The 22,680-nt window shown below is 66.5% G+C and carries 22 protein-coding genes; 6 read left to right on the top strand and 16 right to left on the bottom strand.

Annotated features, from left to right (window positions below; genetic code table 11):
* The first annotated feature begins 34 nt into the window (after window positions 1-34).
* Window positions 35-610, top strand: a complete 576-nt coding sequence (locus tag PX653_RS05350; protein WP_277416878.1) for a DUF1349 domain-containing protein — start codon at window positions 35-37, stop codon at window positions 608-610.
* A gap of 17 nt (window positions 611-627) precedes the next feature.
* Here PX653_RS05350 and PX653_RS05345 read toward each other — a convergent pair whose 3' ends face one another.
* From PX653_RS05345 to ppsA, 6 genes are all read right to left on the bottom strand, one after another.
* Window positions 628-1,509: an NAD-dependent protein deacetylase gene (locus tag PX653_RS05345; protein WP_277416877.1), complete on the bottom strand. Its 882-nt coding sequence runs from the start codon at window positions 1,507-1,509 to the stop codon at window positions 628-630.
* 190 nt (window positions 1,510-1,699) lie between these two features.
* Complete coding sequence (locus PX653_RS05340) at window positions 1,700-2,845, bottom strand: hypothetical protein (RefSeq protein ID WP_277416876.1); 1,146 nt, start codon at window positions 2,843-2,845, stop codon at window positions 1,700-1,702.
* The gene (locus PX653_RS05335; protein ID WP_277416875.1) at window positions 2,842-3,261 is read right to left on the bottom strand and encodes a DUF4259 domain-containing protein; all 420 of its coding nucleotides are present in this window, start codon (window positions 3,259-3,261) and stop codon (window positions 2,842-2,844) included. The genes PX653_RS05340 and PX653_RS05335 overlap by 4 nt, the downstream gene beginning before the upstream one ends.
* A gap of 9 nt (window positions 3,262-3,270) precedes the next feature.
* The gene (locus PX653_RS05330; protein WP_277416874.1) at window positions 3,271-4,218 is read right to left on the bottom strand and encodes an SPFH domain-containing protein; all 948 of its coding nucleotides are present in this window, start codon (window positions 4,216-4,218) and stop codon (window positions 3,271-3,273) included.
* Between the two features lie 73 nt (window positions 4,219-4,291).
* On the bottom strand, window positions 4,292-4,708 hold the full coding sequence (locus tag PX653_RS05325) for an NfeD family protein (RefSeq protein WP_277416873.1): 417 nt from the start codon (window positions 4,706-4,708) through the stop codon (window positions 4,292-4,294).
* An 89-nt stretch (window positions 4,709-4,797) separates the two neighbouring features.
* Window positions 4,798-7,233 carry a phosphoenolpyruvate synthase gene (ppsA, locus tag PX653_RS05320; RefSeq protein ID WP_277416872.1) on the bottom strand — a complete coding sequence of 812 codons (2,436 nt, stop codon included), beginning with the start codon at window positions 7,231-7,233 and terminating at the stop codon, window positions 4,798-4,800.
* A gap of 278 nt (window positions 7,234-7,511) precedes the next feature.
* Between ppsA and ppsR the strand changes: the two genes are divergently transcribed.
* Both ppsR and PX653_RS05310 read left to right on the top strand, forming a co-directional pair.
* A complete protein-coding gene (ppsR, locus tag PX653_RS05315) occupies window positions 7,512-8,351 on the top strand; it encodes a posphoenolpyruvate synthetase regulatory kinase/phosphorylase PpsR (protein ID WP_277416871.1) in 840 nt (279 codons plus the stop codon).
* Between the two features lie 493 nt (window positions 8,352-8,844).
* Window positions 8,845-10,482: a M28 family peptidase gene (locus PX653_RS05310; RefSeq protein WP_277416870.1), complete on the top strand. Its 1,638-nt coding sequence runs from the start codon at window positions 8,845-8,847 to the stop codon at window positions 10,480-10,482.
* Window positions 10,483-10,594: 112 nt separating this feature from the next.
* On the opposite strand, the gene PX653_RS05305 is transcribed toward PX653_RS05310, so the two are convergent.
* Window positions 10,595-11,599, bottom strand: a complete 1,005-nt coding sequence (locus PX653_RS05305; RefSeq protein ID WP_277416869.1) for an SDR family oxidoreductase — start codon at window positions 11,597-11,599, stop codon at window positions 10,595-10,597.
* Between the two features lie 136 nt (window positions 11,600-11,735).
* Between PX653_RS05305 and sigJ the strand changes: the two genes are divergently transcribed.
* The 3 genes from sigJ to PX653_RS05290 all read left to right on the top strand — a co-directional run bounded on the left by sigJ (window position 11,736) and on the right by PX653_RS05290 (window position 13,577).
* Window positions 11,736-12,623, top strand: a complete 888-nt coding sequence (sigJ, locus tag PX653_RS05300; protein WP_277416868.1) for an RNA polymerase sigma factor SigJ — start codon at window positions 11,736-11,738, stop codon at window positions 12,621-12,623.
* Window positions 12,624-12,721: 98 nt separating this feature from the next.
* Complete coding sequence (locus tag PX653_RS05295; protein WP_277416867.1) at window positions 12,722-13,186, top strand: carboxymuconolactone decarboxylase family protein; 465 nt, start codon at window positions 12,722-12,724, stop codon at window positions 13,184-13,186.
* A 46-nt stretch (window positions 13,187-13,232) separates the two neighbouring features.
* On the top strand, window positions 13,233-13,577 hold the full coding sequence (locus PX653_RS05290) for a hypothetical protein (protein ID WP_277416866.1): 345 nt from the start codon (window positions 13,233-13,235) through the stop codon (window positions 13,575-13,577).
* On the opposite strand, the gene PX653_RS05285 is transcribed toward PX653_RS05290, so the two are convergent.
* The 9 genes from PX653_RS05285 to bamA are packed head-to-tail and all read right to left on the bottom strand — an operon-like array spanning window position 13,574 to window position 22,658.
* Window positions 13,574-14,767, bottom strand: coding sequence for an EAL domain-containing response regulator (locus PX653_RS05285; protein WP_277416865.1), 1,194 nt, complete (start codon window positions 14,765-14,767; stop codon window positions 13,574-13,576). The genes PX653_RS05290 and PX653_RS05285 overlap by 4 nt on opposite strands.
* 44 nt (window positions 14,768-14,811) lie before the next feature.
* Complete coding sequence (locus PX653_RS05280; protein WP_277416864.1) at window positions 14,812-15,597, bottom strand: TrmH family RNA methyltransferase; 786 nt, start codon at window positions 15,595-15,597, stop codon at window positions 14,812-14,814.
* A 13-nt stretch (window positions 15,598-15,610) separates the two neighbouring features.
* Window positions 15,611-16,231, bottom strand: a complete 621-nt coding sequence (rnhB, locus tag PX653_RS05275; RefSeq protein ID WP_277416863.1) for a ribonuclease HII — start codon at window positions 16,229-16,231, stop codon at window positions 15,611-15,613.
* A complete protein-coding gene (gene lpxB, locus PX653_RS05270) occupies window positions 16,228-17,400 on the bottom strand; it encodes a lipid-A-disaccharide synthase (protein WP_277416862.1) in 1,173 nt (390 codons plus the stop codon). The genes rnhB and lpxB overlap by 4 nt, the downstream gene beginning before the upstream one ends.
* Entirely contained in the window at window positions 17,384-18,172 is a 789-nt protein-coding gene (gene lpxA, locus PX653_RS05265) for an acyl-ACP--UDP-N-acetylglucosamine O-acyltransferase (RefSeq protein WP_277416861.1), read from the bottom strand. Before lpxA ends, lpxB begins: the two co-directional genes overlap by 17 nt.
* A 17-nt stretch (window positions 18,173-18,189) precedes the next feature.
* The gene (gene fabZ / locus PX653_RS05260) at window positions 18,190-18,657 is read right to left on the bottom strand and encodes a 3-hydroxyacyl-ACP dehydratase FabZ (RefSeq protein WP_107142566.1); all 468 of its coding nucleotides are present in this window, start codon (window positions 18,655-18,657) and stop codon (window positions 18,190-18,192) included.
* On the bottom strand, window positions 18,654-19,721 hold the full coding sequence (gene lpxD, locus PX653_RS05255; protein ID WP_277416860.1) for a UDP-3-O-(3-hydroxymyristoyl)glucosamine N-acyltransferase: 1,068 nt from the start codon (window positions 19,719-19,721) through the stop codon (window positions 18,654-18,656). Before lpxD ends, fabZ begins: the two co-directional genes overlap by 4 nt.
* A 17-nt stretch (window positions 19,722-19,738) precedes the next feature.
* Window positions 19,739-20,269 (bottom strand): OmpH/Skp family outer membrane protein, encoded by a 531-nt coding sequence (locus tag PX653_RS05250; protein ID WP_277416859.1) that lies wholly within the window; start codon window positions 20,267-20,269, stop codon window positions 19,739-19,741.
* A gap of 52 nt (window positions 20,270-20,321) precedes the next feature.
* A complete protein-coding gene (bamA, locus tag PX653_RS05245; protein WP_277416858.1) occupies window positions 20,322-22,658 on the bottom strand; it encodes an outer membrane protein assembly factor BamA in 2,337 nt (778 codons plus the stop codon).
* Window positions 22,659-22,680: the final 22 nt, after the last annotated feature.

Below are 22,680 nucleotides of genomic sequence, written 5' to 3'. Positions count from 1 at the left end.
TATATAGTGGCGTTTTCGACAACGCCACCCACCCATGTTCTCCGACTGCACCTGGCTCAACGAGCCGGCCCGACATACGCTCGATGACGCCGGCCTGACCGTCACCACCGACCGCGCCACCGACTTCTGGCGCATCACCAGCTATGGCTTCATCCGCGACAGCGGCCACTTCCTCGGCCGCGCCGTCGCCGGCGACTTTACCGCCCAGGTGCACGTGCGCGGCGACTTCCACGAGCTATACGACCAGGCCGGCCTGATGGTCCGGATCGACGAGCGGCATTGGATCAAGGCCGGCGTCGAGTTTTCCGACGGCGCCCTGATGCTCAGCACGGTGCTGACGACCGAGCGTTCGGACTGGGCGACCGGCATGGCGCCGCCCCTGCCCGACGGGTTCTGGCTGCGCGTGACGGTGGCGAACGGTGCGATCCGCGTGCAGTATTCGGCCGACGGCGTCACGTGGCCGCTGCTGCGGCTGGCGCCGTTCCCGGCCGCCGCCCGCTACCTCGTCGGCCCGATGTGCTGCACGCCCGAGCGGGAGGGACTGACCGTGCGCTTTACGCATTTCACGGTCGGCCCCGCGCTGGCGCGCGACCTGCACGATTTGAGCTGAACTGAGCTGAGCTGACTTCAGCTGACCGGACCGCCCTCCAGCAGCGCCGCCACGCGTGGCAATACCTGCTGGGCGGGCAATGCCACCTTCAGGCCGATCAGGTCGTCCGCGCGGGTCTTGCCGACATTGACGGCGGCGATGGGCTTGCCGGCGGCGGCTGCCGACTTGGCGAACCGGAAGCCCGAGAACACCATCAGCGAAGATCCCACTACCAGCAGCGCGTCCGCCTCGTCCATCCAGCGCAGCGCTTGCGCCGTGCGGTCGCGCGGGACGTTGTCGCCAAAAAATACGACGTCCGGCTGCAGCATGCCGCCGCATACGTCGCAGTCCGGCACCACGAAATGGTCCAGCGACTCCGGCTCCAGCTGCGCGTCCCCATCCGGCAGCGGCTGTGCCAGCACGCCGGCCAGGGCCGGGTTGTCGTGCAACAGCCGTTCCTGCACCCGTGCGCGCGGCTGGACGTGGCCGCAGGCCAGGCAGCGCACCTGGTGGATATTGCCGTGCAGTTCGATCAGGCTGTGCGTGCCCGCGCGCTGGTGCAGCCCGTCGACGTTTTGCGTGATGACGCGCTCGACGTGGCCGCCCCGCTCCAGCCGCGCCAGCGCCCGGTGGCCGTCGTTCGGCCCGGCCTGGGCCAGCACCGGCCAGCCCACCATGCTGCGCGCCCAGTAGCGGCGGCGCAGCGCATCGGAGCGGCGAAATTCCGGCCCTTCGGTGGGCGGGCGGCCGCGGCGGATGCCCTCGGCATCGCGATAACCGGGAATGCCGGAGGCCGTGGACAGCCCGGCGCCCGTCAGCACCAGCACGCGGCGGTGGCTGTCCAGGAACCCGGCCAGGCGGTGCAGGTAGTCGGCGGTGACGTCGGTGACGTGGTCGTGCTGCTCGGTCGTGGAGTTCATGCGCGGATGCTAGCACTTCCGGCTGGCCGGCGGCGTGAAGAACTGGGCGACAAGACCCTGAAAGCGGGTCGCGGATCGGTTTAGGGTCTGTCCCCGGCGGGGACTGACCCTGAAGTCTGGTCTGCTGAACACGAGCCAAACTTCGGGGTCAGTCCCTGTGCAGGGACAGACCCCAGCGGCACCGGCGGATTCAGTCGCGGAACCGCACGGTATTGATCAGCGTATTGGTGGTATCGATATCGGCCAGCGCCTCGCCGGACACGCGCAGCAGGCTGCGTTCGCGCACTTTTACCAGCTCGTCGATCAGCGCCTGGCGCGGCAGCGCGGCGCGGGCGATGGCGGCCGGCGCGATGCCTTCATAGCTGCCGTAGGTCGCGTGCAGCGTGGCGAAGACCTGGCGGGCCGCCGCGGCATCGAGCCCGCGTATCGCCGCTGGCGCGGCGGGCGCGCGGTCTTCGGCCACCTCGACCAGCTGGTTTGCCAGCGCGTCGAACGTCATGCGATCGAGCTGGCCGCGGGTCTGGCGGTAGAACTCCAGCGTCTTGCCCTGCAGGCCGCGCGGATCGAAGGCCAGCAACGCGTCGCGCCCCTGCGGCCCGCCGGCACGCAGCAGGAACGTGGCGGCACGTGCGAAGGTATCGGCGTCGGCCGTGCTCAGCAGCGCCGCCACGGCCGGCACGCTGTCCGGCGAACCCACCCACATCAGCACCTCCAAGGCGCGGTTGACGACGCTGGCGTCGCCCAGCAGGCCACGCAGGTGGCGCTCCGCCGCCACGCCATACTGGCCGTACAAGTAGATGCAGGTGGACGTCTCGTCGACCGTATAGCCCTGCTGCGGCAGGAACACGGTGACGCGGCCGCGCAGGAAGACCTTGTCCAGCAGCGGGAACAGGCGGACGTCGCGCTCGGCCGCCAGCGCGTGCACGTAGCGGAACAGCTGCTGGCTTTGCGACTGCGGCACGGTGCCGGCGGGGTCGATGCGCAGCAGTGCCTGCAGCGCCAGGGCCCTGTCGCTTGGCTCGCCCTGCGCGCGCAGGAAGTAGCCCACGTCCAGCAGCAGCAGCTGGTTCGGTTGCGCCTTCTTCAGTTCCGCCGCCAGTTCGCGCCGCAGCACCGGCAAGGCATCGGCCTTGTGGTTGCCGAACCAGCGCCAGGCCGCATCCAGCTCGCCGCGCTGGCGCAATGCATCCTGCGGGCCCGTGGCCGCCGGCATGGCCCGGATCTGCCCCAGCCGTTGCAGTGTCTCATCCGCGGGCGCGGCCACTGCCGCTGCCATGCAGCACGCGGCGGCCAGCGCCACGATCGTCTTCGTTACCGCCATGGAAGATCCCGTCATGCTTGCAGGCGCGCCTGTTGTGCCAGTACGCCGGCACGCCATGGTTCGTAATGCTCGCTATCCTGCCACAACTCGCGCAATTCGGACCGTTCCGACAGGATCAGGTCCAGCGCCCGCCCGGCCTTCTCGAACAGGTCCGTGCGCGGGCGGAAACGGCCCTTGATGGCGCCGACCCAGTCGTCCACCGCTTGCGAGTCCTCGTCGGCCACGCCGTCGCGGCCGAACAGGCGCAGCAGCGTCTCGACGGCCGCCAGCCCTTCGGCACCGAACGGGGCCTCCAGCACGTCGGCCTGCCCGGCCGACAACACGTTGTCCAGCGTGTTCTCGATAAAGTACAAGTCGTTCGATTCCTGCAGGTCTTCCGCCCAGTCCTGCGCGAAGTCGTTGCCGTACGGTCCGATACCCCACGTTGCCATAGTCTCTCCTCAATCGGGCCGCACGACGGTGCGCTCGGCCTTTTGCGTTTTCGCCACCTGCATCGCGGTGGCGATCAGGCTGCTCATGTCGCCCAGGTTGGCGGGCACGATCAGCGTGTTGTTGGTTTTCGCCAGGCGGGCGAATGCGTCGACGTACTGCTCGGCCACGCGCAGGTTGACCGCTTCCGAGCCGCCCGGCTGCTCGATGGCGGCGCCCACCTGGCGCAGCGCACCGGCGGTCGCGTCGGCAATCGCCGTGATGGCGGCCGCCTCGCCCTGCGCGCGGTTGATGGCGGCCTGCTTCTCGCCCTCGGAGCGGGCAATGGACGCTTCCCGTTCGCCCGTGGCGATATTGATCTGCTCCTGCTTGCGCCCTTCGGAGGCGGCGATCAGCGCCCGCTTGCCCCGCTCGGCCGTGATCTGCGCCTGCATCGCGTGCAGGATGTCGGCCGGCGGCGTCAGGTCCTTGATCTCGTAGCGCAGCACCTTTACGCCCCAGTTGGCGGCCGATTCGTCGATGGCATTGACCACCGAGGTGTTGATCTGGTCGCGCTCCTCGAACGTCTTGTCCAGCTCCATGCGGCCGATCACCGAGCGCAGCGTCGTCTGCGCCAGCTGCGTGATGGCGGCCACGTAGTTGGACGAACCGTAGGACGCGCGCATCGCATCGGTCACCTGGAAGTACAGGATGCCATCCACCTGCAGCTGCGTATTGTCCTTCGTGATGCAGACCTGCGACGGCACGTCCAGCGGGATCTCCTTCAGGATATGCTTGTAGGCGATGCGGTCGATGAACGGCACGACGATGTTCAGGCCCGGGCCCAGGGTCGCGTGGTACTTGCCGAGCCGTTCGACCACCCACGCGTGCTGCTGCGGCACCACGTTGATGGTCTTGAAGACGAAGACCAGTGCCACGAGCAGGATGACCAGCGTGACGCCGCCGAATGTAATGTCCATATTGTTGTCCTTATTGCGATGAAGATGGCCAGGGCCGCGTGCGCGTGGCGCCAGCCTGGCGCCCAGCCGAGGATCAGCTGACGATGAGAGTGCTGCCACGCACTGCGCGGATCGTGAAGATGCCCGCCTGCGCGACGGCGCCGGGGGCCAGCTCCACATCCCACAGCGCGCCCCGGTACATGACGCGCGCGGCGCCATGCTCCCAGTGCGTGACCTGGACGGTCTGGCCGATATCGAGGTTGACGTTGGGATCGCTGCCCGCCTCGCCGCGGGCAGTGCGGGCATAGCGGCTGCGCCGCAGCAGCACGGTGGCCACGATGCCGACGAGGGCGGCGGCCAGCATCTGGCCCGGCAGGTCGACGCGCAGGAAGGCCAGCAGCGCGCCGGCCAGGGCGCCCACGGCCACCATCAGCAGGTAGAACGTCCCGCTGAACAGCTCCAGCGCGACCAGCACCCCGGCCGCGATGAGCCACATGATCCAGTCCGCCATCTTCGATCGCCTCCTATCAAGAAAAAACCCTCGCGGCCCAGTGGGCGGCGAGGGTAACAATAATGTAATTTCCTATTGTTGGGTAGGGATTATTTCTGCAGCGCCGCCAGTTTCTGCCACGTGTCGATGACGGAGTCCGGGTTCAGCGACATCGACTCGATGCCCTGCTCCATCAGCCACTCGGCCAGGTCCGGATGGTCCGATGGGCCCTGGCCGCAAATGCCGATGTACTTGCCCTGCTTGCGGCAAGCGGAGATCGCCATCGCCAGCAGCGCTTTCACGGCCGGATCGCGTTCGTCGAAGTCGGCCGCCAGCAGTTCCATGCCGGAGTCGCGATCCAGGCCCAGGGTCAGCTGGGTCAGGTCGTTCGAACCGATCGAGAAGCCGTCGAAGTACTCCAGGAACTGGTCGGCCAGCACGGCGTTGGACGGGATCTCGCACATCATGATCAGGCGCAGGCCATTCTCGCCGCGCTTCAGGCCATTCTTGGCCAGCAGCTCGACGACTTTACGCGCCTGGCCGATGGTGCGCACGAACGGCACCATCAGTTCGACGTTGGTCAGGCCCATGTCCTCGCGCACGCGCTTCATCGCCAGGCATTCCATGTTGAACGACTCGGCGAAGTCCTCGGCCAGGTAGCGCGCGGCGCCGCGGAAGCCCAGCATCGGGTTTTCCTCGTCCGGCTCGTAGCGCGAACCGCCGATCAGCTTCTTGTACTCGTTCGACTTGAAGTCGGACAGGCGCACGATGACGGGCTTCGGCCAGAACGCGGCGGCGATCGTCGCCACGCCCTCGGCCAGCTTGTCGACGTAGAACGCCTTGGGCGACGCATGGCCGCGCGCCACCGACTCCACGGCCTTCTTCAGGTCCGGATCGATGTTCGGGTATTCCAGGATCGCCTTCGGGTGCACGCCGATGTTGTTGTTGATGATGAACTCCAGGCGGGCCAGGCCCACGCCGGCGTTCGGCACCTGCTGGAAGTCGAAGGCCAGCTGCGGATTGCCCACGTTGAGCATGATCTTCACGGGCAGCTGCGGCAGTTCGCCGCGGGCCACTTCCGACACTTCCGTTTCCAGCAGGCCGTCGTAGATCTTGCCTTCGTCGCCTTCGGCGCAGGAGACGGTGACGAACGTGCCGTCCTTCAGCACTTCGGTCGCGTCGCCGCAGCCGACCACCGCCGGCACGCCCAGTTCACGGGCGATAATCGCCGCGTGGCAGGTACGGCCGCCACGGTTCGTGACGATTGCCGAGGCGCGCTTCATGACGGGTTCCCAGTTCGGGTCGGTCATGTCCGCCACCAGCACGTCGCCCGGCTGCACGCGCTCCATCTCGGACGGATCGTGGATCACGCGCACGGGACCGGCGCCGATCTTCTGGCCGATGGCGCGGCCCGAGGCCAGCACGGTGCCGGTGGATTTAAGCTTGAAGCGCTGCTGCGCGTCGGTCGCCTTCTGCTGCGACTTGACCGTTTCCGGGCGCGCCTGCAGGATGAACAGCTTGCCGTCGCGGCCGTCCTTGCCCCACTCGATGTCCATCGGACGGCCGTAGTGGTTCTCGATGATGACGGCGTATTTCGCCAGCTCGACCACTTCCGCATCCGTCAGCGAGTAGCGGTTGCGCAGTTCGATCGGCACGTCGACGGTCTTCACGGAGCGGCCGGCTTTCGCCTCGCTGGTGAATTCCATCTTGATCAGTTTTGACCCGATATTGCGGCGGATAACGGGCGACTTGCCCTGCTCCAGCATCGGCTTGTGGACGTAGAATTCGTCCGGGTTGACGGCGCCCTGCACCACCGTCTCGCCCAGGCCGTAGCTGGACGTGATGAACACCACGTCCTTGAAGCCGGACTCGGTGTCGAGGGTGAACATGACGCCGGCGGCGCCCAGGTCGGAGCGCACCATGCGCTGCACGCCGGCCGACAGGGCCACTTCAGCGTGCGTGAAGCCCTTGTGCACGCGGTACGAGATGGCGCGGTCGTTGTACAGCGACGCGAACACGTGCTTCATCGCATCGAGCACGTTGTCGATGCCGACCACGTTCAGGAACGTCTCCTGCTGGCCCGCGAACGAAGCATCCGGCAGGTCTTCCGCGGTGGCGGAGGAACGCACGGCAAACGACATCTCGGCATCCGACTCGGCCACCAGCTTGTCGTAGAACGCGCGGATTTCCTGCTCCAGGCGGGGCTGGAACGGCGTATCGACGATCCACTGGCGGATGTCCGCGCCGGCCTGCGCCAGCGAACGGACGTCGTCCACGTTCAGGTCGGCCAGGCGGTCGGCGATGCGGTCGGCCAGCGGCTTGCCGCCGTCGATGGAATGGGTGAGGAAGTCGCGGAAGGCCTGGGCCGTGGTGGCGAAGCCGCCCGGTACGTTGACGCCCGCTTCCGCGAGCTGGCTGATCATCTCGCCCAGCGAGGCGTTCTTGCCGCCGACGGACTCGACGTCCGTCATGCGCAGCTCCTCGAACGCGGCGACGTACACCGCGTTCTCGCCCGGCGCGGGCTCCTTCAGTACTGCGTTAGACATGTTGGTCATAATGACACCCTTACTGTTTAGAAACCTGGCGGAGCGATGCTCCGGGACGCCCGTCAACGCCGCACCGTTTCCCGCCGCCCGCGCGTGCTGCCTGAGCAGCGCAGGGCCGGCGTTCGTGCCGCGGTCCGAAGTCGGGAGTCTTGTATTCCTCTTGCAGGCATGCCGGCATGTCTTGTTATTCTGGAGGCCGTGCAGCACAATCCAACTGTTGCCGGACATTTTACAGCCTGCGGCGGAAATTGACGATTCACAAATACAAGACCCTCTTCATGACATCTGAGCAACGCCCCGCGGCGGCCCGCACCGTCTTCTTCGTTTCCGACGGCACCGGCATCACCGCCGAGACCTTCGGCCATTCCGTGCTGACCCAGTTCGAGCTGCGCTTCCGCCAGATCCGCCTGCCGTTCATCGATACCGTGGACAAGGCGCGCGACGCGGCCCGCAAGATCAACGAGATGGCGGCGGCCGACGGCCAGCGCCCCATCATCTTCAGCACCTTGGTGCAGGCCGAGCTGTCGAGTGTCATCCGCCAGTGCAACGGCCTGCACATGGACCTGTTCCAGACGTTCGTCGCGCCGCTGGAGCAGGAACTGGGCGTGAAATCGACGCACACGATCGGGCGCTCGCACAATATCGTCGACAGCGAGGAATACAAGAACCGCATCGAGGCCATCAACTTCTCGCTGGCGCACGACGACGGCCAGTCGCACAAGAACCTGGCCTCGGCGGACGTCATCCTGGTGGGGGTGTCGCGCTCGGGCAAGACGCCGACGTCGCTGTACCTGGCGATGCAGTACGGCATCAAGGCCGCCAACTATCCGCTGATCCCGGACGATTTCGAGCGCGGCAAGCTGCCGTCCGCCCTGTACGACTACAAACCGAAGATCTTCGGCCTGACGATCACGCCGGAGCGGCTGACGGAAATCCGCAACGAGCGGCGCGCCGGCAGCAAGTATGCATCGCTGGAGAATTGCCGCTACGAAGTCAACGAGGCGGAAAAGATGATGAAGCGCGAGGGCATCCGCTGGCTGTCATCCACCACCAAGTCGATCGAAGAGATTTCCACGACGATCCTGCAGGAGATCAAGCCGAACCGGCGGGAGTATTGAGTGAAAGCTGGGGTCAGTCCCCGGTAAGTGTTCGCTCGCGCGCTTGCTTGTAACGTATCCAGGGGACTGACCCCGAAGTTTGGCCGGATTCGTCGAGACGCTAACAAACTTCGGGGTCAGTCCCTACGCATAGGTCAGCGAGCCGCTGGCTTCTCCTGAAAACCAAGACCAAGAACTGGGGTCAGACCCGCCGGGTCTGACCCCGGCCCTTCGCCGTAGGGGTGCTTATGGTCTTCACTTAGCGGCATTAGGGTCAGTCCCCTCGTGACGCCGCGAGCAAGCGCGAAGGCCGACACTTACCGGGGACAGACCCCAAGCGCCTCCGATGGGCGGGCGGATCCGCAAAACTCGCCCGTGTCAGCCACCGGCCAACATTCCCTGAATGCGCCCAGCTTGTCGCCGTTCATCAAGGAACGGCGGTCGAGCTGCCGCCCAAGCCGGCGGACAGATCGGGTAAGATTTCCGTCTCTGCAATTCAACCGGAACCTCGCCCATGCCCACCCTGCACCGCCTGCGCGCCATCAGCGCCGCCGCCCTCGTCACCGCCTTGTCCAGCCCTGCCGCCCTTGCCCAGCAAGCCCCGGCCGTCCCCGAACACGCGCTGCGCGGCCACCTGGCGTTCCTGGCCGACGACCTGCTGGAAGGCCGCGGCACGGGCCAGCGCGGCGGCGACCTGGCCGTGCGCTACCTGGAAACGCAGGCGCACGTCATCGGCCTGCAACCCATGCCCACCGGGGGCTACCGGCAGTCCGTGAAGTTCGAGGGCAGCAAGCTGCTGCCCGACAGCAAAGTGACGTTCCGCGCCGGTGCGACGCGCCTGCAACCCATCGTCGGCAAGGACATCGTGTTCGGCACGGGCAGCGGCAAGGCCAGCCTGTCGTTCGACGCGCCGCTGCTGTTCGTCGGCTACGGCGTCAAGGCGGACGAGGAACAATGGGACGACTACAAGGACGTCGACGTCAAGGGCAAGATCCTCGTCATGATGGTCAACGACCCGCAGCCCACGGCCGAGGAACCGAACCGCTTTGCCGGCAAGGCCTACACCTACTACGGTCGCTGGCTGTACAAGTTCGAGGAAGCGGTGCGGCGCGGGGCCGCCGGCGCGCTGCTGATCCATACGACACCCTCCGCCTCCTATCCGTGGAGCGTGCCGGCCAACGGCTTCTCGCACGAACGCTTCCACCTGAAGGGCCCCGGCAATCCGATCGAAGGGTGGTTGCACGAGGACATGGCGCGCGAACTGTTCCTGTCCGCCGGCTTCGACCTGGACGTGCTGCGGGCCCAGGCCGAACGGCGCGACTTCCGCCCCGTCGACCTGAAGGTGGTCACGCACGTCGAGCTGCGTTCGACGATCCGCCAGGTCGAGCAGTTCAACGTCGTCGGCATCGTGCCCGGCACCGATGCCAGGCTGAAGCAGCAGGCTGTGGTCTACTCGGCGCACTGGGACCACCTGGGCATCGACGACGTGGCGCCGGATGGCAAGGACCACATCTACAACGGCGCCATCGACAACGCGTCCGGCAGCGCGGCACTGCTGGCGATGGCGGCCGAAGCCGTCAAGCGCCCGGCCAAGCGCACGCAGGTCTTCCTGTGGCCGGCCGCCGAGGAACAGGGCCTGCTGGGCGCGGCGGCGTATGTGGCCAATCCGGTCGTACCGCTGGCGCAAACGGCGGCCGACCTGAACCTGGACAGCATGAACTTCGCCGGCCGCACGAAGGATATCGGCGTGGCGGGCGCCGAGCGCAGCAGCCTGTACGAGACGTCGGCCCAGGTGGCAAGGAAGATGGGGCTGAAGCTGGCGCCGTCGATCCCCGACCTGTCGGGCGCGTATTTCCGCGCCGACCACTTTGTGTTCGCCAAGGCCGGGGTGCCGGCCTTTAACGTGGGCTCGGCCGTGTTCTCCGGCGACGGCCACTTCGAGTTCGAGCACGACCATTCGACGTCGAGCGCGAAGATGGTCGGCTTCAAGAGGGACTACCACCAGGTGACGGATGAATACCGGCCGGACTGGGACCTGTCCGGCATGGTGCAGCAGGCCCAGTTCACGCTGAACCTGGGCTATGCCGTGGCGAACGCGGCAACGATGCCGACATGGAAGAAGGGCGAGGCGTTCGGGCGCGTCAAGCGCTGACGCCTGGGCCAACGGCCGGGCTCGTGTCCATGTCGGGTTGTGACCCCAAGGTGGACCCGAGTTCAGCTGGAGCGAAGCGTCAGGCTTGCGTGGTGCGTCGCCGCACCCCGCTTCACGGGTTGCCCTTGCCGCCCGCCACCCCGTACACCTGCCCTGTCGTATAGCTGGCGTCGTCGGCCGCCAGCGTGACATAGACGCTGGCGAGCTCGGCCGGCTGGCCAGGGCGTTTCATCGGCGTGTCGGCACCGAATTTTTCCAGCGCGTCCGGCTTCTGGCCGCCGGTCACCTGCAGCGGCGTCCAGATCGGCCCCGGCGCCACCGCATTGACGCGGATGCCCTTGTCCGCCACCTGCTGCGCCAACGCCTTGGTGAATGCCACCTGCGCCGCCTTGGTCTGCGCATAGTCGAGCAGGTTCGGCGACGGATCGTAGGCCTGCACGGATGCCGTGACGATGATGGCGCTGCCCGGCTTCATCAGCCCCACGGCCGCCTTGCAGATCCAGAAATTGGCGTACAGGTTGGTCTTCATCGTCCAGTCGAACTGGGCCGTCGTCAACTCCAGGATCGACTCCACCGACTGCTGGCGCGCCGCATTGCTGACCAGGATGTCCAGCCCGCCCAGCTGGCGTGCGGCGTCCTCGACGAGCTTCTTGCAGAACGCCTCGTCGCGGATGTCGCCCGGCAGCAGCACGGCCTTGCGCCCGGCCGCGCGGATCAGCTCCGCCACTTCGCGCGCGTCCGGCTCCTCGGCCGGCAGGTAGCTCAGCGCGACGTCAGCCCCCTCGCGTGCGTAGGCGATCGCGGCGGCGCGGCCGATGCCGGAATCGCCGCCCGTGACCAGGGCCTTGCGGCCGTTCAGGCGGCCGCTGCCCTGGTAGCTGGTCTCGCCATGGTCCGGCCGCGGCGTCATCTTGCCCGCCAGGCCCGGCCACGGCTGCTGCTGTTTCGGGAACGGCGGCTTGGGATAGTTCGGCAGCGGTTTGCGGGCGCCGCTGTTACCGCTACCAGTGCCACCCTGCTGTGCCAGCGCACCCGTTGCGGCCGTGCTGGCGGCCAGGCCGGTGGCAACGGCACCGACAAAACGGCGCCGCGACGGCATGATCGTGTCTTCGTCCATCGATATACTCCCAGTCAATACGTTAAATGTTGGTATGCTCCAGCCGGCAAATGTAGTGACAAATGGGGCCGCGTGCCAACACCTTTGCCTCAGGAAACCGCTGTCACAACGACGATACCCCGTTCGTCTAAGCCGCATGACCATCCTGGAGAGTTCCGTGACCGACACCGTCTTTGCCGCACTGCGGCCCCGCCTGTTCGCCATCGCCTACCGCATGCTGGGCACCCGTGCCGATGCGGAGGACGTCGTCCAGGACGCCTGGCTGCGCTGGCATGGCAGCGAGCAGGCTGCCGTGCAATCGCCCGAGGCCTGGCTCGTGACGACCGCCACGCGCCTGGCCATCGACCGCCTGCGCTCGCGCCAGACGGAGCGCGAGGCGTACATCGGCTGGTGGCTGCCGGAGCCGCTGGTGGAGCTGGATGACCAGACGCCGGAGCGCGCGGCCGAACTGGCCAGCGACGTGTCGGTGGCCATGCTGTGGGTGCTGGAACGCCTCGCGCCGGAGGAGCGCGCCGCGTTCCTGATGCGCCAGGTATTCGACCAGGACTACGCCGACCTGGCGGCCACCCTGGGCAAGAGCGAGGCCGCGTGCCGCCAGCTGGTCCATCGTGCGCAGGAACGGGTGCGCCAGGAACAGCCCCGCTTCGTCGTCTCGCGCGACGTGCATCGCGAGGTGCTGACGGGTTTCATGCAGGCTGCCGCCAGCGGCGACCGCGCGGCGATGAAGACGTTCCTGGCCGGCGACGTGCAGTTCGTCTCCGACGGCGGCGGCAAGGTGCCGTCGTTCGGCCGCATCCTGCGCGGCGCCGCCCGGATCGCGGGCCTGTACTGGTGGGTGCAGGCGCAGTATCCGGGCGCCGTCACGTACCGCATGGCCCGCATCAACGGCGAACCGGGCCTGCTGCGCTACGTGGACGGCGTCATCGAATCGGCCCAGTCGTTCATCGTGGACGACGGCAGGATCGTTGCCGTCTACGTCGTGCGCAATCCGGACAAGTTGGCCGGCATCGGCGCCCTGGCGTGATTTTTCTGGGCTGCGCCTGTCACAAGCGCACTCGCGGCGCCGTCTAATGGGTATGGCAGGCGCACGGTGCACCTGCCGCCACCGAACCGGAGAACATCATGACGCAAGCTGCCCGCCTGAACTTCTACCACCACGCCCCTGCCAACTTCCGCGCCATGCTGGCGCTGTCCGACTCCGTCAAGGAAAGTTCCCTGGGACCGCAACTGGCCGAGCTGGTCTTCCTGCGCGTCTCGCAGATCAACGGCTGCGGCGTCTGCATCGACATGCACTGGCGCGCGCTCGTCAAGGCGGACCGGGACCCGCGTCACCTGAACACCGTGTCCGCCTGGCGCGAGTCGCCCTTCTTCAGCGAACGCGAACGCGCCGCGCTGAACTGGGCCGAAGCCGTCAATGCGATCCCCCAGCGCGAACCGACGGACGCCGACTTTGCGCAGTTGCAGGAGCACTTCAGCGACAACGAAATCACCGAGCTGGGTTACGCGATCGCCGTGATCCGTGGCTGGAACATGTTCAACGTCAGCCTGCGCATGCCGATTCCCGTGACGCCGGCACCGGGAATGTGACAATCCGCGCACTTTCACCGCGGCGTGGCGTGCTAAGCTCGCGCCGATGGGAAAACGTACGAGGAAAAGGCGCCAGCGCGCGCAGGGACAGACGAATCAACCGCCACCGCCACGCGTGCCGGGCAACGGCGGCGACGACGACGGGCTGGGCATCTTCGGCCTGCTGATCGTCTATCCGTTCGCCTGCTGGGGGCTGTACCACATCGGCGGCAAGTTCTGGCGCATTGTCACCACGGGCAGCACGTGCCCGGAGCGCCGCTGCATTTCGTGGGACGACCATCCGGGCCGTATCGTGATGGAATTCGTCGCCAACGGCGGTGTCAGCCTGCTGCTGGCGACGATCGTGATCGGCGGGGCGATTGTGCTGCTGCGGGGCGGCAAGTTCGACTAGAAAAACTCGCGCCACTCCGCCAGCCATGCCGGCACGTCCTCGACGGCCATCGGGCTGCCGATGTAGTAGCCCTGGGCGTAGGTGCAGCCCAGCCCCTGCAGGAAGTCCCAGTCCTGCTTGGTCTCGACGCCGACGGCGCACGAGCGCCGGTCCAGGCTGCGCGCCAGCCCCAGGTACGATTTCAGCACGGTGCCGAGGGCGCGCTTCTTCGAGGCGCCATCGACGAAGCTGCGATCGATCTTCAGCTCCGAGAACGGAATGCTGGCCAGCAGCTGCAGGTTCGAGCGCCCCGTGCCGTAGTCGTCGATCGCCAGGCCGAAGCCCATCATGCGCAGCCGCAGCAGCCGCTCCAGGAAGTGCGGGTCGGTCTGCAGCACGGCCGATTCCGTGATCTCGAACGTCAGGTAGCCCGGCAGGATGCGGTGCCGTTCCAGGCAGGCCGTGATCTGGCCCACGAACTGGGGGTGCGACAGCGTGCCGGGAGCGACGTTGACGGAGAACGAGATCGGGATGCCCTGGTCGTGCAGCGTGCGGCAGGCGGCCACCGATTTCTCGATCATGCTCCAGTCGAGGAAATCCATGCGCCCATTGGCCTCCAGCACCGGCACGAACGCGGCCGGACCCAGTACGCCGTGGTGCGGATGACGCCAGCGCGCGAACATCTCCAGCCCCTTCAACTGGCCCGTCTCCAGCTCGATCTTGGGCTGGAAGAACGGGTCGAACTCGCGCGCCTGCAAGCCGCGCCCGACCTCGGCAAACGTGAATTCGGGATGGGCCGGAACAGGGGCCGGGCTGTTTGCCGGCGCGTAGTGGCCGATCAGCTTCTCCAGCCGGCTGACGGTGGCCGGCTTGGCCGTCGTGCCCAGCAGGTCGACGCCATACGCCAGCGCCATCGTCTCGACGGAAAACAGGATGTCGCCGCTCTGCGCGCCGACGACGATCAGGCCTGCGCGGCAGCGCTCCTCGGCCAGGCGGCGGATCAGCTCCAGGCCGTCCATGCCCGGCAGCGCCAGGTCGATGACCGCGATGTCGATGGGCGGCGCGGCGCCCTGCACGGCCAGCAGCGCGGCGTGGCCGTCCGGCACCGTGTGGATGTGCTGCGCACCGAGGCTGCGCAGCAGGCCGGCCAGCAGCTCACGCTGTACGGGCTCGGCTTCGGCGACCAGAAACTGCAGCTGTGCGATCTCCATCCGCGCTCCTATTTCGCTCATGGCCTGCTGTTGGGAAAAGACCTTCAGTCGAGATTCTGCCTGACTTGCTCGAAAAAGCATACCGCCGCACACGCGGCGACGTTGAGCGACTCGACCTGGCCCAGGTGCGGGATGACGACCTGGTGGCGCGCCAGGCCCAGCAGTTCGCTCGAGACGCCCTGCCCTTCGTGGCCGAACACCCAGGCCACCGGCTGCTTCAGGTCCACGTCGTACAGCCGCTGGGTCGCATAGCCGCTGGTGGCCAGGGTCGCGATCGGGGCATCCGCCAGCAACGGCGCCAGTTCGACGTTCTCGAAGATGTCGAGCACGAAGTGGGCGCCCATCGCGGCGCGCAGCACCTTGGGCGACCAGCAGAACGCCGTGCCGGGGCTGCACCAGACTTCGCGGATGCCGGCGGCGGCCGCGCTGCGCAGGATCGAGCCCACGTTGCCGGGGTCCTGCACGTTATCGAGCAGTACCGCGTTGACGGACAGCGCGGCCGGCGTGGCCCGCTGCGGCGTCGCGACGAGGAACATGATGCCGACGCCGTGCTCCACCTGGCTGAGCGCCGCGTACAGCGCATCCGGGAAGCACAGCACGTGCGCGTGCTCGCCTTCCAGCCGGGCCACCATCGCGGCCACTTCCGGGTTGTCCAGGGCGCCGGCACTGACGATGCACTGCTCGGGATGGCCGCGCAGCTGCAGCCACGTCTCGCACAGGTGCACGCCGTCCAGCAGCGTGCGGCCGGCCTTGCGGCGCGCCTGCGAGCTCGTGGCCAGCTGCTTCAGGTCCTTGTATTGCGCGTTGTCGCGCGAAGTAATGGTCTTCAAAGTGGGCTTTTCTTCAGAACGCCAGCTCGATCAGCTCGCGCACGGGCGCGAACGAGCGGCGGTGCACGGGCGAGACGCCGTGCGTGCGCAAGGCTTCCAGGTGCTGCGCGGTGCCGTAGCCCTTGTGCTGGTCGAAGCCGTACTGCGGGTACTTCTTGTGCAGCTTGCGCAGCGCGTCGTCGCGCGCCGTCTTGGCCAGGATCGACGCGGCCGAGATGGACTCGATCTTGTCGTCGCCGTCCACGATCGCGATGGTCTGGATGCGCATCACGGGACACTTGTTGCCGTCGATCAGGGCCAGCGTGGGGATCGTCTCCAGCGCATGTACGGCCCGCCTCATCGCCAGCAGGGAAGCCTGCAGGATATTGAGTTTGTCGATCTCCGCCTCGGACGCCTTGGCGATGGCCCAGGCCACGCAATCGCGCTTGATCAGCGGCGCCAGTTCCTCGCGCCGCGCTTCGGTCAGCTTCTTCGAATCGCGCAGGCCATCGATGGGGCGCTCGCGATGCAGGATCACGGCCGCCGCGTACACGGGGCCGGCCAGCGGCCCGCGGCCCGCTTCGTCCACGCCGCAGATGATTTCGTCGAGGGAGTACGGCAAGTCGTCGAACAGGCCGGTCTGCATGGTATTCATCGTTTCTGATTCGCTTCGATCACCTTCATCACGGCCGCCGCGCTCTCTTCCGCGCTGTTGCGCAGCAGGCTGTGGTGCATGTCCGTGAAGCGCTGCACCAGTTGCAGCCGGTGCGGCACGTCCGTCAGTTGCCGCCACATCGCGTCGGCCAGCGCCTGGGGGCTGGCGTGGTGCTGCAGCAGTTCCGGCACGAGGAATTCGCGCGCCAGGATGTTGGGCATGCCGATCCACGGCTGGTACCCCATGTGGCGCATGATTTCCCACGATGCCCGCATCATTCTATACGCGATCACCATCGGCTTCTTGAACAGCGCCACTTCCAAAGATGCCGTGCCGGATGCCACCAGCACCGCGTCGGCCGCGCAGATGGCCGTGTGGCTCTGCCCGTCCAGCAGCTGGACCGGCACGTCCTGCAGGCCCGCCTGCGCCACCAGCTCGAGGAAGTACTGCTTCTGCTTGTCGCCAGCCATCGGCGCCACGAAGCGCAGCGAGCGATCGCGCTGCAGCAGCAGCTTCAGCGCGCCGACGAACGCCACCGTGTTGTACTTCAGTTCACCCATGCGGCTGCCCGGCATCAGCGTGACGACGTTGGCATCCTCCGGCAGGCCCAGGGCACGCCGCGCCGCCGCCGTGTCGGGCGCCAGCGGGATCACTTCCGCCAGCGGATGACCCACGTACGTGACGGGCACGCCCGCCTTTTCGTAGATTTGCGCTTCGAACGGGAACACCACCAGCATGTGCGACACGGAGCGCACGATCTTCTTGATGCGCCCGCCCCGCCAGGCCCAGATCTGCGGCCCGATGTAGTGCATCGTCGGGATGCCCGCGTCCTTCAGCTGCGCCTCCAGGCCCAGGTTGAAGCCCGGGTAGTCGGCGCCGATGAACACGGCCGGGCGCTCGGCGATCAAGCGGTCGCGCAGCGCGTTCTGGATGCCTTTCAGCTCGCGGTAGCGGGGAATGATCTCGAACAGGCCGCGCACCGTCATCGTCTCCATCGGCCAGTGCGATTCGAAACCCTGGGCGATCATCTGCGGTCCGCCGATGCCGTGGAACTGCGTGCGCGGCAGGTGGCGGCGCAGGCCGGACAGCAGCCGCCCCGCCAGCAGGTCGCCCGATGGCTCGCCGGCCACCAGCGCGACCGAGCCGACGCTGTCAGCGAACGATGCCACGGCTCGCGGTATCGAGGAAGGTACGGAATGCCCGCAGGTGTTCGGCCGCATCCGGCGTGGCCTGCTCCTGCTCCAGCAGCGCCGCCTTGGCCTCTTCCAGGGTCAGGCCGGAGCGGTACAGCGTCTTGTAGGCGGCGCGCAGCGCGTTGATCTGCTCGCGCGTAAAGCCGCGCCGCTTCAGGCCTTCGATATTGATGCCGTGCGCCTGCGCCGGGTTACCGTTCAACAGCACGAACGGCGGCACGTCCTGCGTCAGGCTGGTGCTCATGCCAACGAACGCGTGGGCACCGATCTTGCAGAACTGGTGCACGTTGGCGTAGCCGCTCATGATGACCCAGTCGCCGATCTCCACGTGGCCCGCCATCTGCGCATTGTTCGAGAAGATGGTGTGGTTGCCCACCACGCAGTCGTGCGCCAGGTGCACGTAGGCCGAGATCCAGTTGTCGTTGCCCAGCTTCGTCACGCCCTTGTCCTGCACCGTGCCCAGGTTGAACGTGCAGAACTCTCGGATCGTGTTGCGGTCGCCCACTTCCAGGCGGGTCGGTTCGCCCTGCCACTTCTTGTCCTGCGGCGGTGCGCCGATCGACGAGAACTGGAAGAACTTGTTGTCGCAACCGATCGTCGTGTGGCCTTCGATGACGACGTGCGGACCGACCCAGGTACGGTCGCCGATGACGACGTCCGGACCCACGATCGAGTAGGCGCCGATCTCGACGCCCTCGCCCAGCTGCGCCTTCGGGTCGACGATCGCGGTTGGATGGATGGTAGCCATGCTTGCCTCCGACTTGCTTACGCTTCGACCGTGTTACGGATGGTGCACATCAGGTCCGCCTCGACGGCCACCTGGCCGTCCACGCTGCCCACGGCCTTGTACTTCCAGATGCCGCGCGACGTGCGCACGATCTCGACGTCCATCTTGAGCTGGTCGCCCGGGACCACGGGGCGCTTGAAGCGGGTGTTGTCGATGCCGACGAAGTACACGACCGAGTTCTCGTCCGGCTTCACGTTGGTCGACAGGAACGACAGCAGCGCGGCCGTCTGGGCCATCGCCTCGATCATCAGCACGCCCGGCATCACGGGCTTGTGCGGGAAGTGGCCGTTGAAGAATTCCTCGTTGGCGGTCACGTTCTTGATGGCGGTGATCGTCTTGTTCGCTTCCCAGGTCAGCACCCGGTCCACCAGCAGCATCGGATAGCGGTGCGGCAGCAGGGCCTTGATCTGGTTGATGTCGAGCGTCTTGTTGTCTGCAGTCGTCATGATTCGTCTTGTTTCTCGTCTTGTGTCGTTATCGTTTTAATGGTTTTCTCCAGCGCGCGGATCTTCTCGCGCATGCTGGCGAGGTTGCGCACGATGGCGGCGGATTTCTCCCACTCGCTGTTCTTGGCCAGCGGGTAGAAGCCCGTGTACTGGCCCGGCTCCAGGATGGAGCGCGACACCAGGCTGCCCGACGACACGTGCACCTTGTCGGCGATGGTCAGGTGGCCCAGCACCATCGCGGCGCCGCCGAAGGTACAGTACTTGCCGATCCTTGCGCTGCCGGCCACGCCGACGCAACCGGCCATCGCCGTGTGCGCGCCGATGTGGCAGTTGTGGCCGATCTGGATCTGGTTGTCCAGCTTGACGCCGTCCTCGATGACCGTGTCGGCCAGCGCGCCGCGGTCGATCGTGGTGGAGGCGCCGATGTCGACGTCGTCACCGATCACCACGCGCCCCGTTTGCGGGATGCGCACATAGACGCCCCCCTCGTTGGCGAAGCCGAAGCCGTCGGTGCCGATCACGGCGCCCGAATGGACGATGCCGCGCGCGCCGATCGTGCAGCGCGCATGGAACGTCACGTTGGCGAAGAAATGCGTGCCCGCGCCGACCTGCGCGTCACGGCCGACATAGCAGCCGGCGTCGATGACGACGTTGGCGCCGATCCGCGCGCCCGCCTCGATCGTCACGTTGGCGCCCACGTGCGCCGTCGGGTCGATGCTGGCCGTCGGATCGACCACCGCACTGGGGTGGATGCCCGCCGGCGGCACGTGCGCCGTCAGCGATTCGAACCACTGCGCCGCGTGGGCGAAGTACGCGTACGGATTGGGCGTGACGATGCGCGCGCCCCGGTAGGCCTGGGCGATGAGCGCATCGTCGTTGGGGGATACGATCAGCGCGGCGGCCCGGCTTTGCCCGGCCTGCGCGCGAAACTTGCTGTTGGTGAGAAAGCTGATGTGTGAAACGCCGGCGTCCGTCAATGGCGCGATCCCGGACACTTGCGTGTTCGGGTCGCCGATCAACTGTCCGCCCAAGCGTTCGACCAGTTCTCCTAGTCGAAGGCCCATCGGGTGATCCAATCTGATTATTTATCCTTGTCCAGCTCGTCCAGCACCTTCTTGGTGATGTCGATGCGGGGGTTGGCCCACACGGCATCCTGCAGCACGATGTCGTAGCCTTCCGTTTCCGCCAGCCGCTTGATGATGCGCGTGGCCTTCTCGGCGATGGCGGCGCGCTCCTCGTTGCTGCGCTGGTTGACGTCTTCGCGGAACTCGCGCTGGCGGCGCTGGAATTCCTTGTCCAGCTCCACCACCTCGCGCTGGCGCTTGTTGCGCTCGCCCTCGCTCAGCGTGGGGATGTCCTTCTCGAGCTTGTCGGAAGCGTCCTTCAGGCGCTGCGCCAGGTCCTTGACGGTCTGCTCGCGCTTGGCGAACTCTTCCTGCAGTTTCTTCGTCGCCAGCGTGGCCAGCTTCGATTCATTGTAGATGCGCTCGGGGCTCAGCCAGGCGATGCGGGAGGACTGCGCCTGCGCCGGGGCGAACGCGCCCAACGCGCAGCAGCCCAGCGCCGAAGCGGCAACGAACTTGCCCAGCGTAGCGGATGCAGTCTTCAACATGATTCTCCTATAACGAATACACCGGACTGGCTTGGCCTGTCGCGGACCGGCGTCAGAAGCCCGTGCCCATCTGGAACTGGAAGCGTTCCAGGCGATCGCCCGGTTTGGCGTTCAAGGGCTTAGCATAACTCAACTTGAGCGGTCCCACGGGAGAAATCCAGCTGATGCCCAGGCCCGTCGAGAAGCGCAGCTCGGACAGGCGCATCTTCTGGCCTTCCTGGTAGACCTGGCCACCGTCGAGGAAGCCGAACCAGCGCAGGCTGCGGTCCTTGCCCTGGCCGGGGAACGGCATCTGCAGCTCGGCATTGCCGATCAGGCGCGAGGAGCCGCCCAGCGCGTCGAAGTTGACGGGGTCGACGTAGCCCAGCGACGAGCTGTAGTAGCCGCGCACCGAGCCGATGCCGCCCGCGTAGAAGTTCTTGAAGACGGGGTAAGGCTTGCTGCCGATGCCGTGGCCGTAGTCGAACTCGCCCTTCAGCGCCAGCGTCATCGTCGACGTCAGCGGACGATACCACTGGTGTTCGTAGATGGCGCGGTAGTATTTGGTGTCGCCGATCAGGTCCAGCTCCAGGTTGGCGCGCTGGTAGCGGCCCACCGTCGGCGTGACGGCGCTGTCGCGGCTGTCGCGGCCCCATGCCACCGTCAGCGGCACCGAGTTGGACGAGACGGAACCTTCGCCGCTGGCCGGGCCGCCCAGGTCGCGCACGTACTTCTTGAAGTAGCTCGGGCTGGTCGGGTCGGTTTCGATGTTGGCGTGCTCCAGGCCGATGCCGAAGAACACGGTATCGACTTCGGAGAACGGCACGCCCCAGCTGACGCGGCCGCCCGTCTGCTTGATCGAGTACGCACCGATGTTGACCGCCGGCGGGCGGTACGTGCGCAGGTACAGCTCATAGCTCTGCGACACGCCATCGTCCGTGAAGTACGGATTGGTTTCAGAGAACGCGATCGTGCGGCTGTACTTGCTGGTGTTCAGGTCGATGCCGACGGTGTTGCCGGAACCGGCGAAGTTGGCCTGCTGGATCGAGGCGTTCAGGCTGAATTTTTCGGCCTGCGAGAACGCGCCGCCGATCTGGAACGAGCCGGTCGGCTTCTCGACCACCGTCAGGTTGACGTCGACCTGGTCGGACGTGCCCTGCGCTTCGGGCGTGTCGATCGTCACGTCCTTGAAGTAGCCCAGGCGGTCGACGCGGTCGCGCGACAGCTTGATCTTGTTGGCGTCGTACCAGCTCGATTCGAACTGGCGGAACTCGCGGCGGATCACCTCGTCGCGCGTGGTCGTGTTGCCGGCGATGTTCATGTGGCGCACGTAGGCACGCTTGCCCGGGTCGATCATGAACGTGAACGCCACTTCGCGCTTCTCGCGGTTCACTTCCGGATTGGCGTTGACGTTGGCGAACGCGTAGCCGAAGTTACCCAGGCGCTCCGTGATCAGCTTGTTCGTGGCCGTCAGGCGCGCGCCCGAATAGGTCTGGCCCGGTTTGAGCAGCACCAGCTGGCGCAGCTCTTCCTCGCGGCCGAACATCTCGCCTTCGAACTTGATGTCCGAGACGGTGTACTTCTCGCCTTCGGTGATGTTGATGGTGAGGTAGATGTCCTTCTTGTCCGGCGTGATCGACACCTGGGTCGAGTCGACGTTCATCTCGATGTAGCCGCGGTCCAGGTAGAACGATTTCAGCGATTCGATATCGCCCGTCAGCTTGGTCTTCGAATACTGGTCGGCCTTGGTGTACCAGCTGAACCAGCCGCTCGTGTTCAGCGCCAGTTCCTTGCGCAGCTCCTTGTCGGAGAAGACCTTGTTGCCGACGATGTTGATCTGCTTGATGCGGGCGATCTCGCCCTCGTCCACGCCGAAGTTGATGCTGACGCGGTTGCGTTCCATCGGCGTCACGGTGGTCGTGATCTTCACGCCGTACAGGCCGCGCGACAGGTACTGGCGCTTCAGCTCCTGCTCGGCGCGGTCCACCGTCGCCTTGTCGAAGGTCTTGGCCTCGCCCACGCCGATGTCCTTCAGCGCCTTGACCAGCATGTCCTTCTCGAATTCATGGGTGCCGGCGAAATCCACCTTGGCGATCGCGGGACGCTCCTCGACGATCACCACCAGCACGTTGCCGTCCGCCTCCAGGCGCACGTCCTTGAAGATGCCGGTCGCGTACAGTGCCTTGATCGCGGCCACGCTCTTGTCGTCGCTGAACGTCTCGCCCACGCGCACCGGCAGGTAGCTGAACACGGTGCCGGCTTCGGTGCGCTGGATGCCTTCGACGCGGATGTCCTTGACGACGAAGGGGGCGATGGCACAAGCGCTGCCAGAGCAGAAGGCCAGGACGGCGGCACCGATCAGGCTGCGGCGAAAGGAAGGCAAGGCAAAGCGATCAGATTGGAATTTCATTGGCAAATATAATGGCATGGAA

Source organism: Pseudoduganella chitinolytica (assembly GCF_029028125.1).
Classification (GTDB): Bacteria; Pseudomonadota; Gammaproteobacteria; order Burkholderiales; family Burkholderiaceae_D; genus Rugamonas; species Rugamonas chitinolytica.
This window is presented reverse-complemented; position numbering and strand designations above follow the sequence as displayed.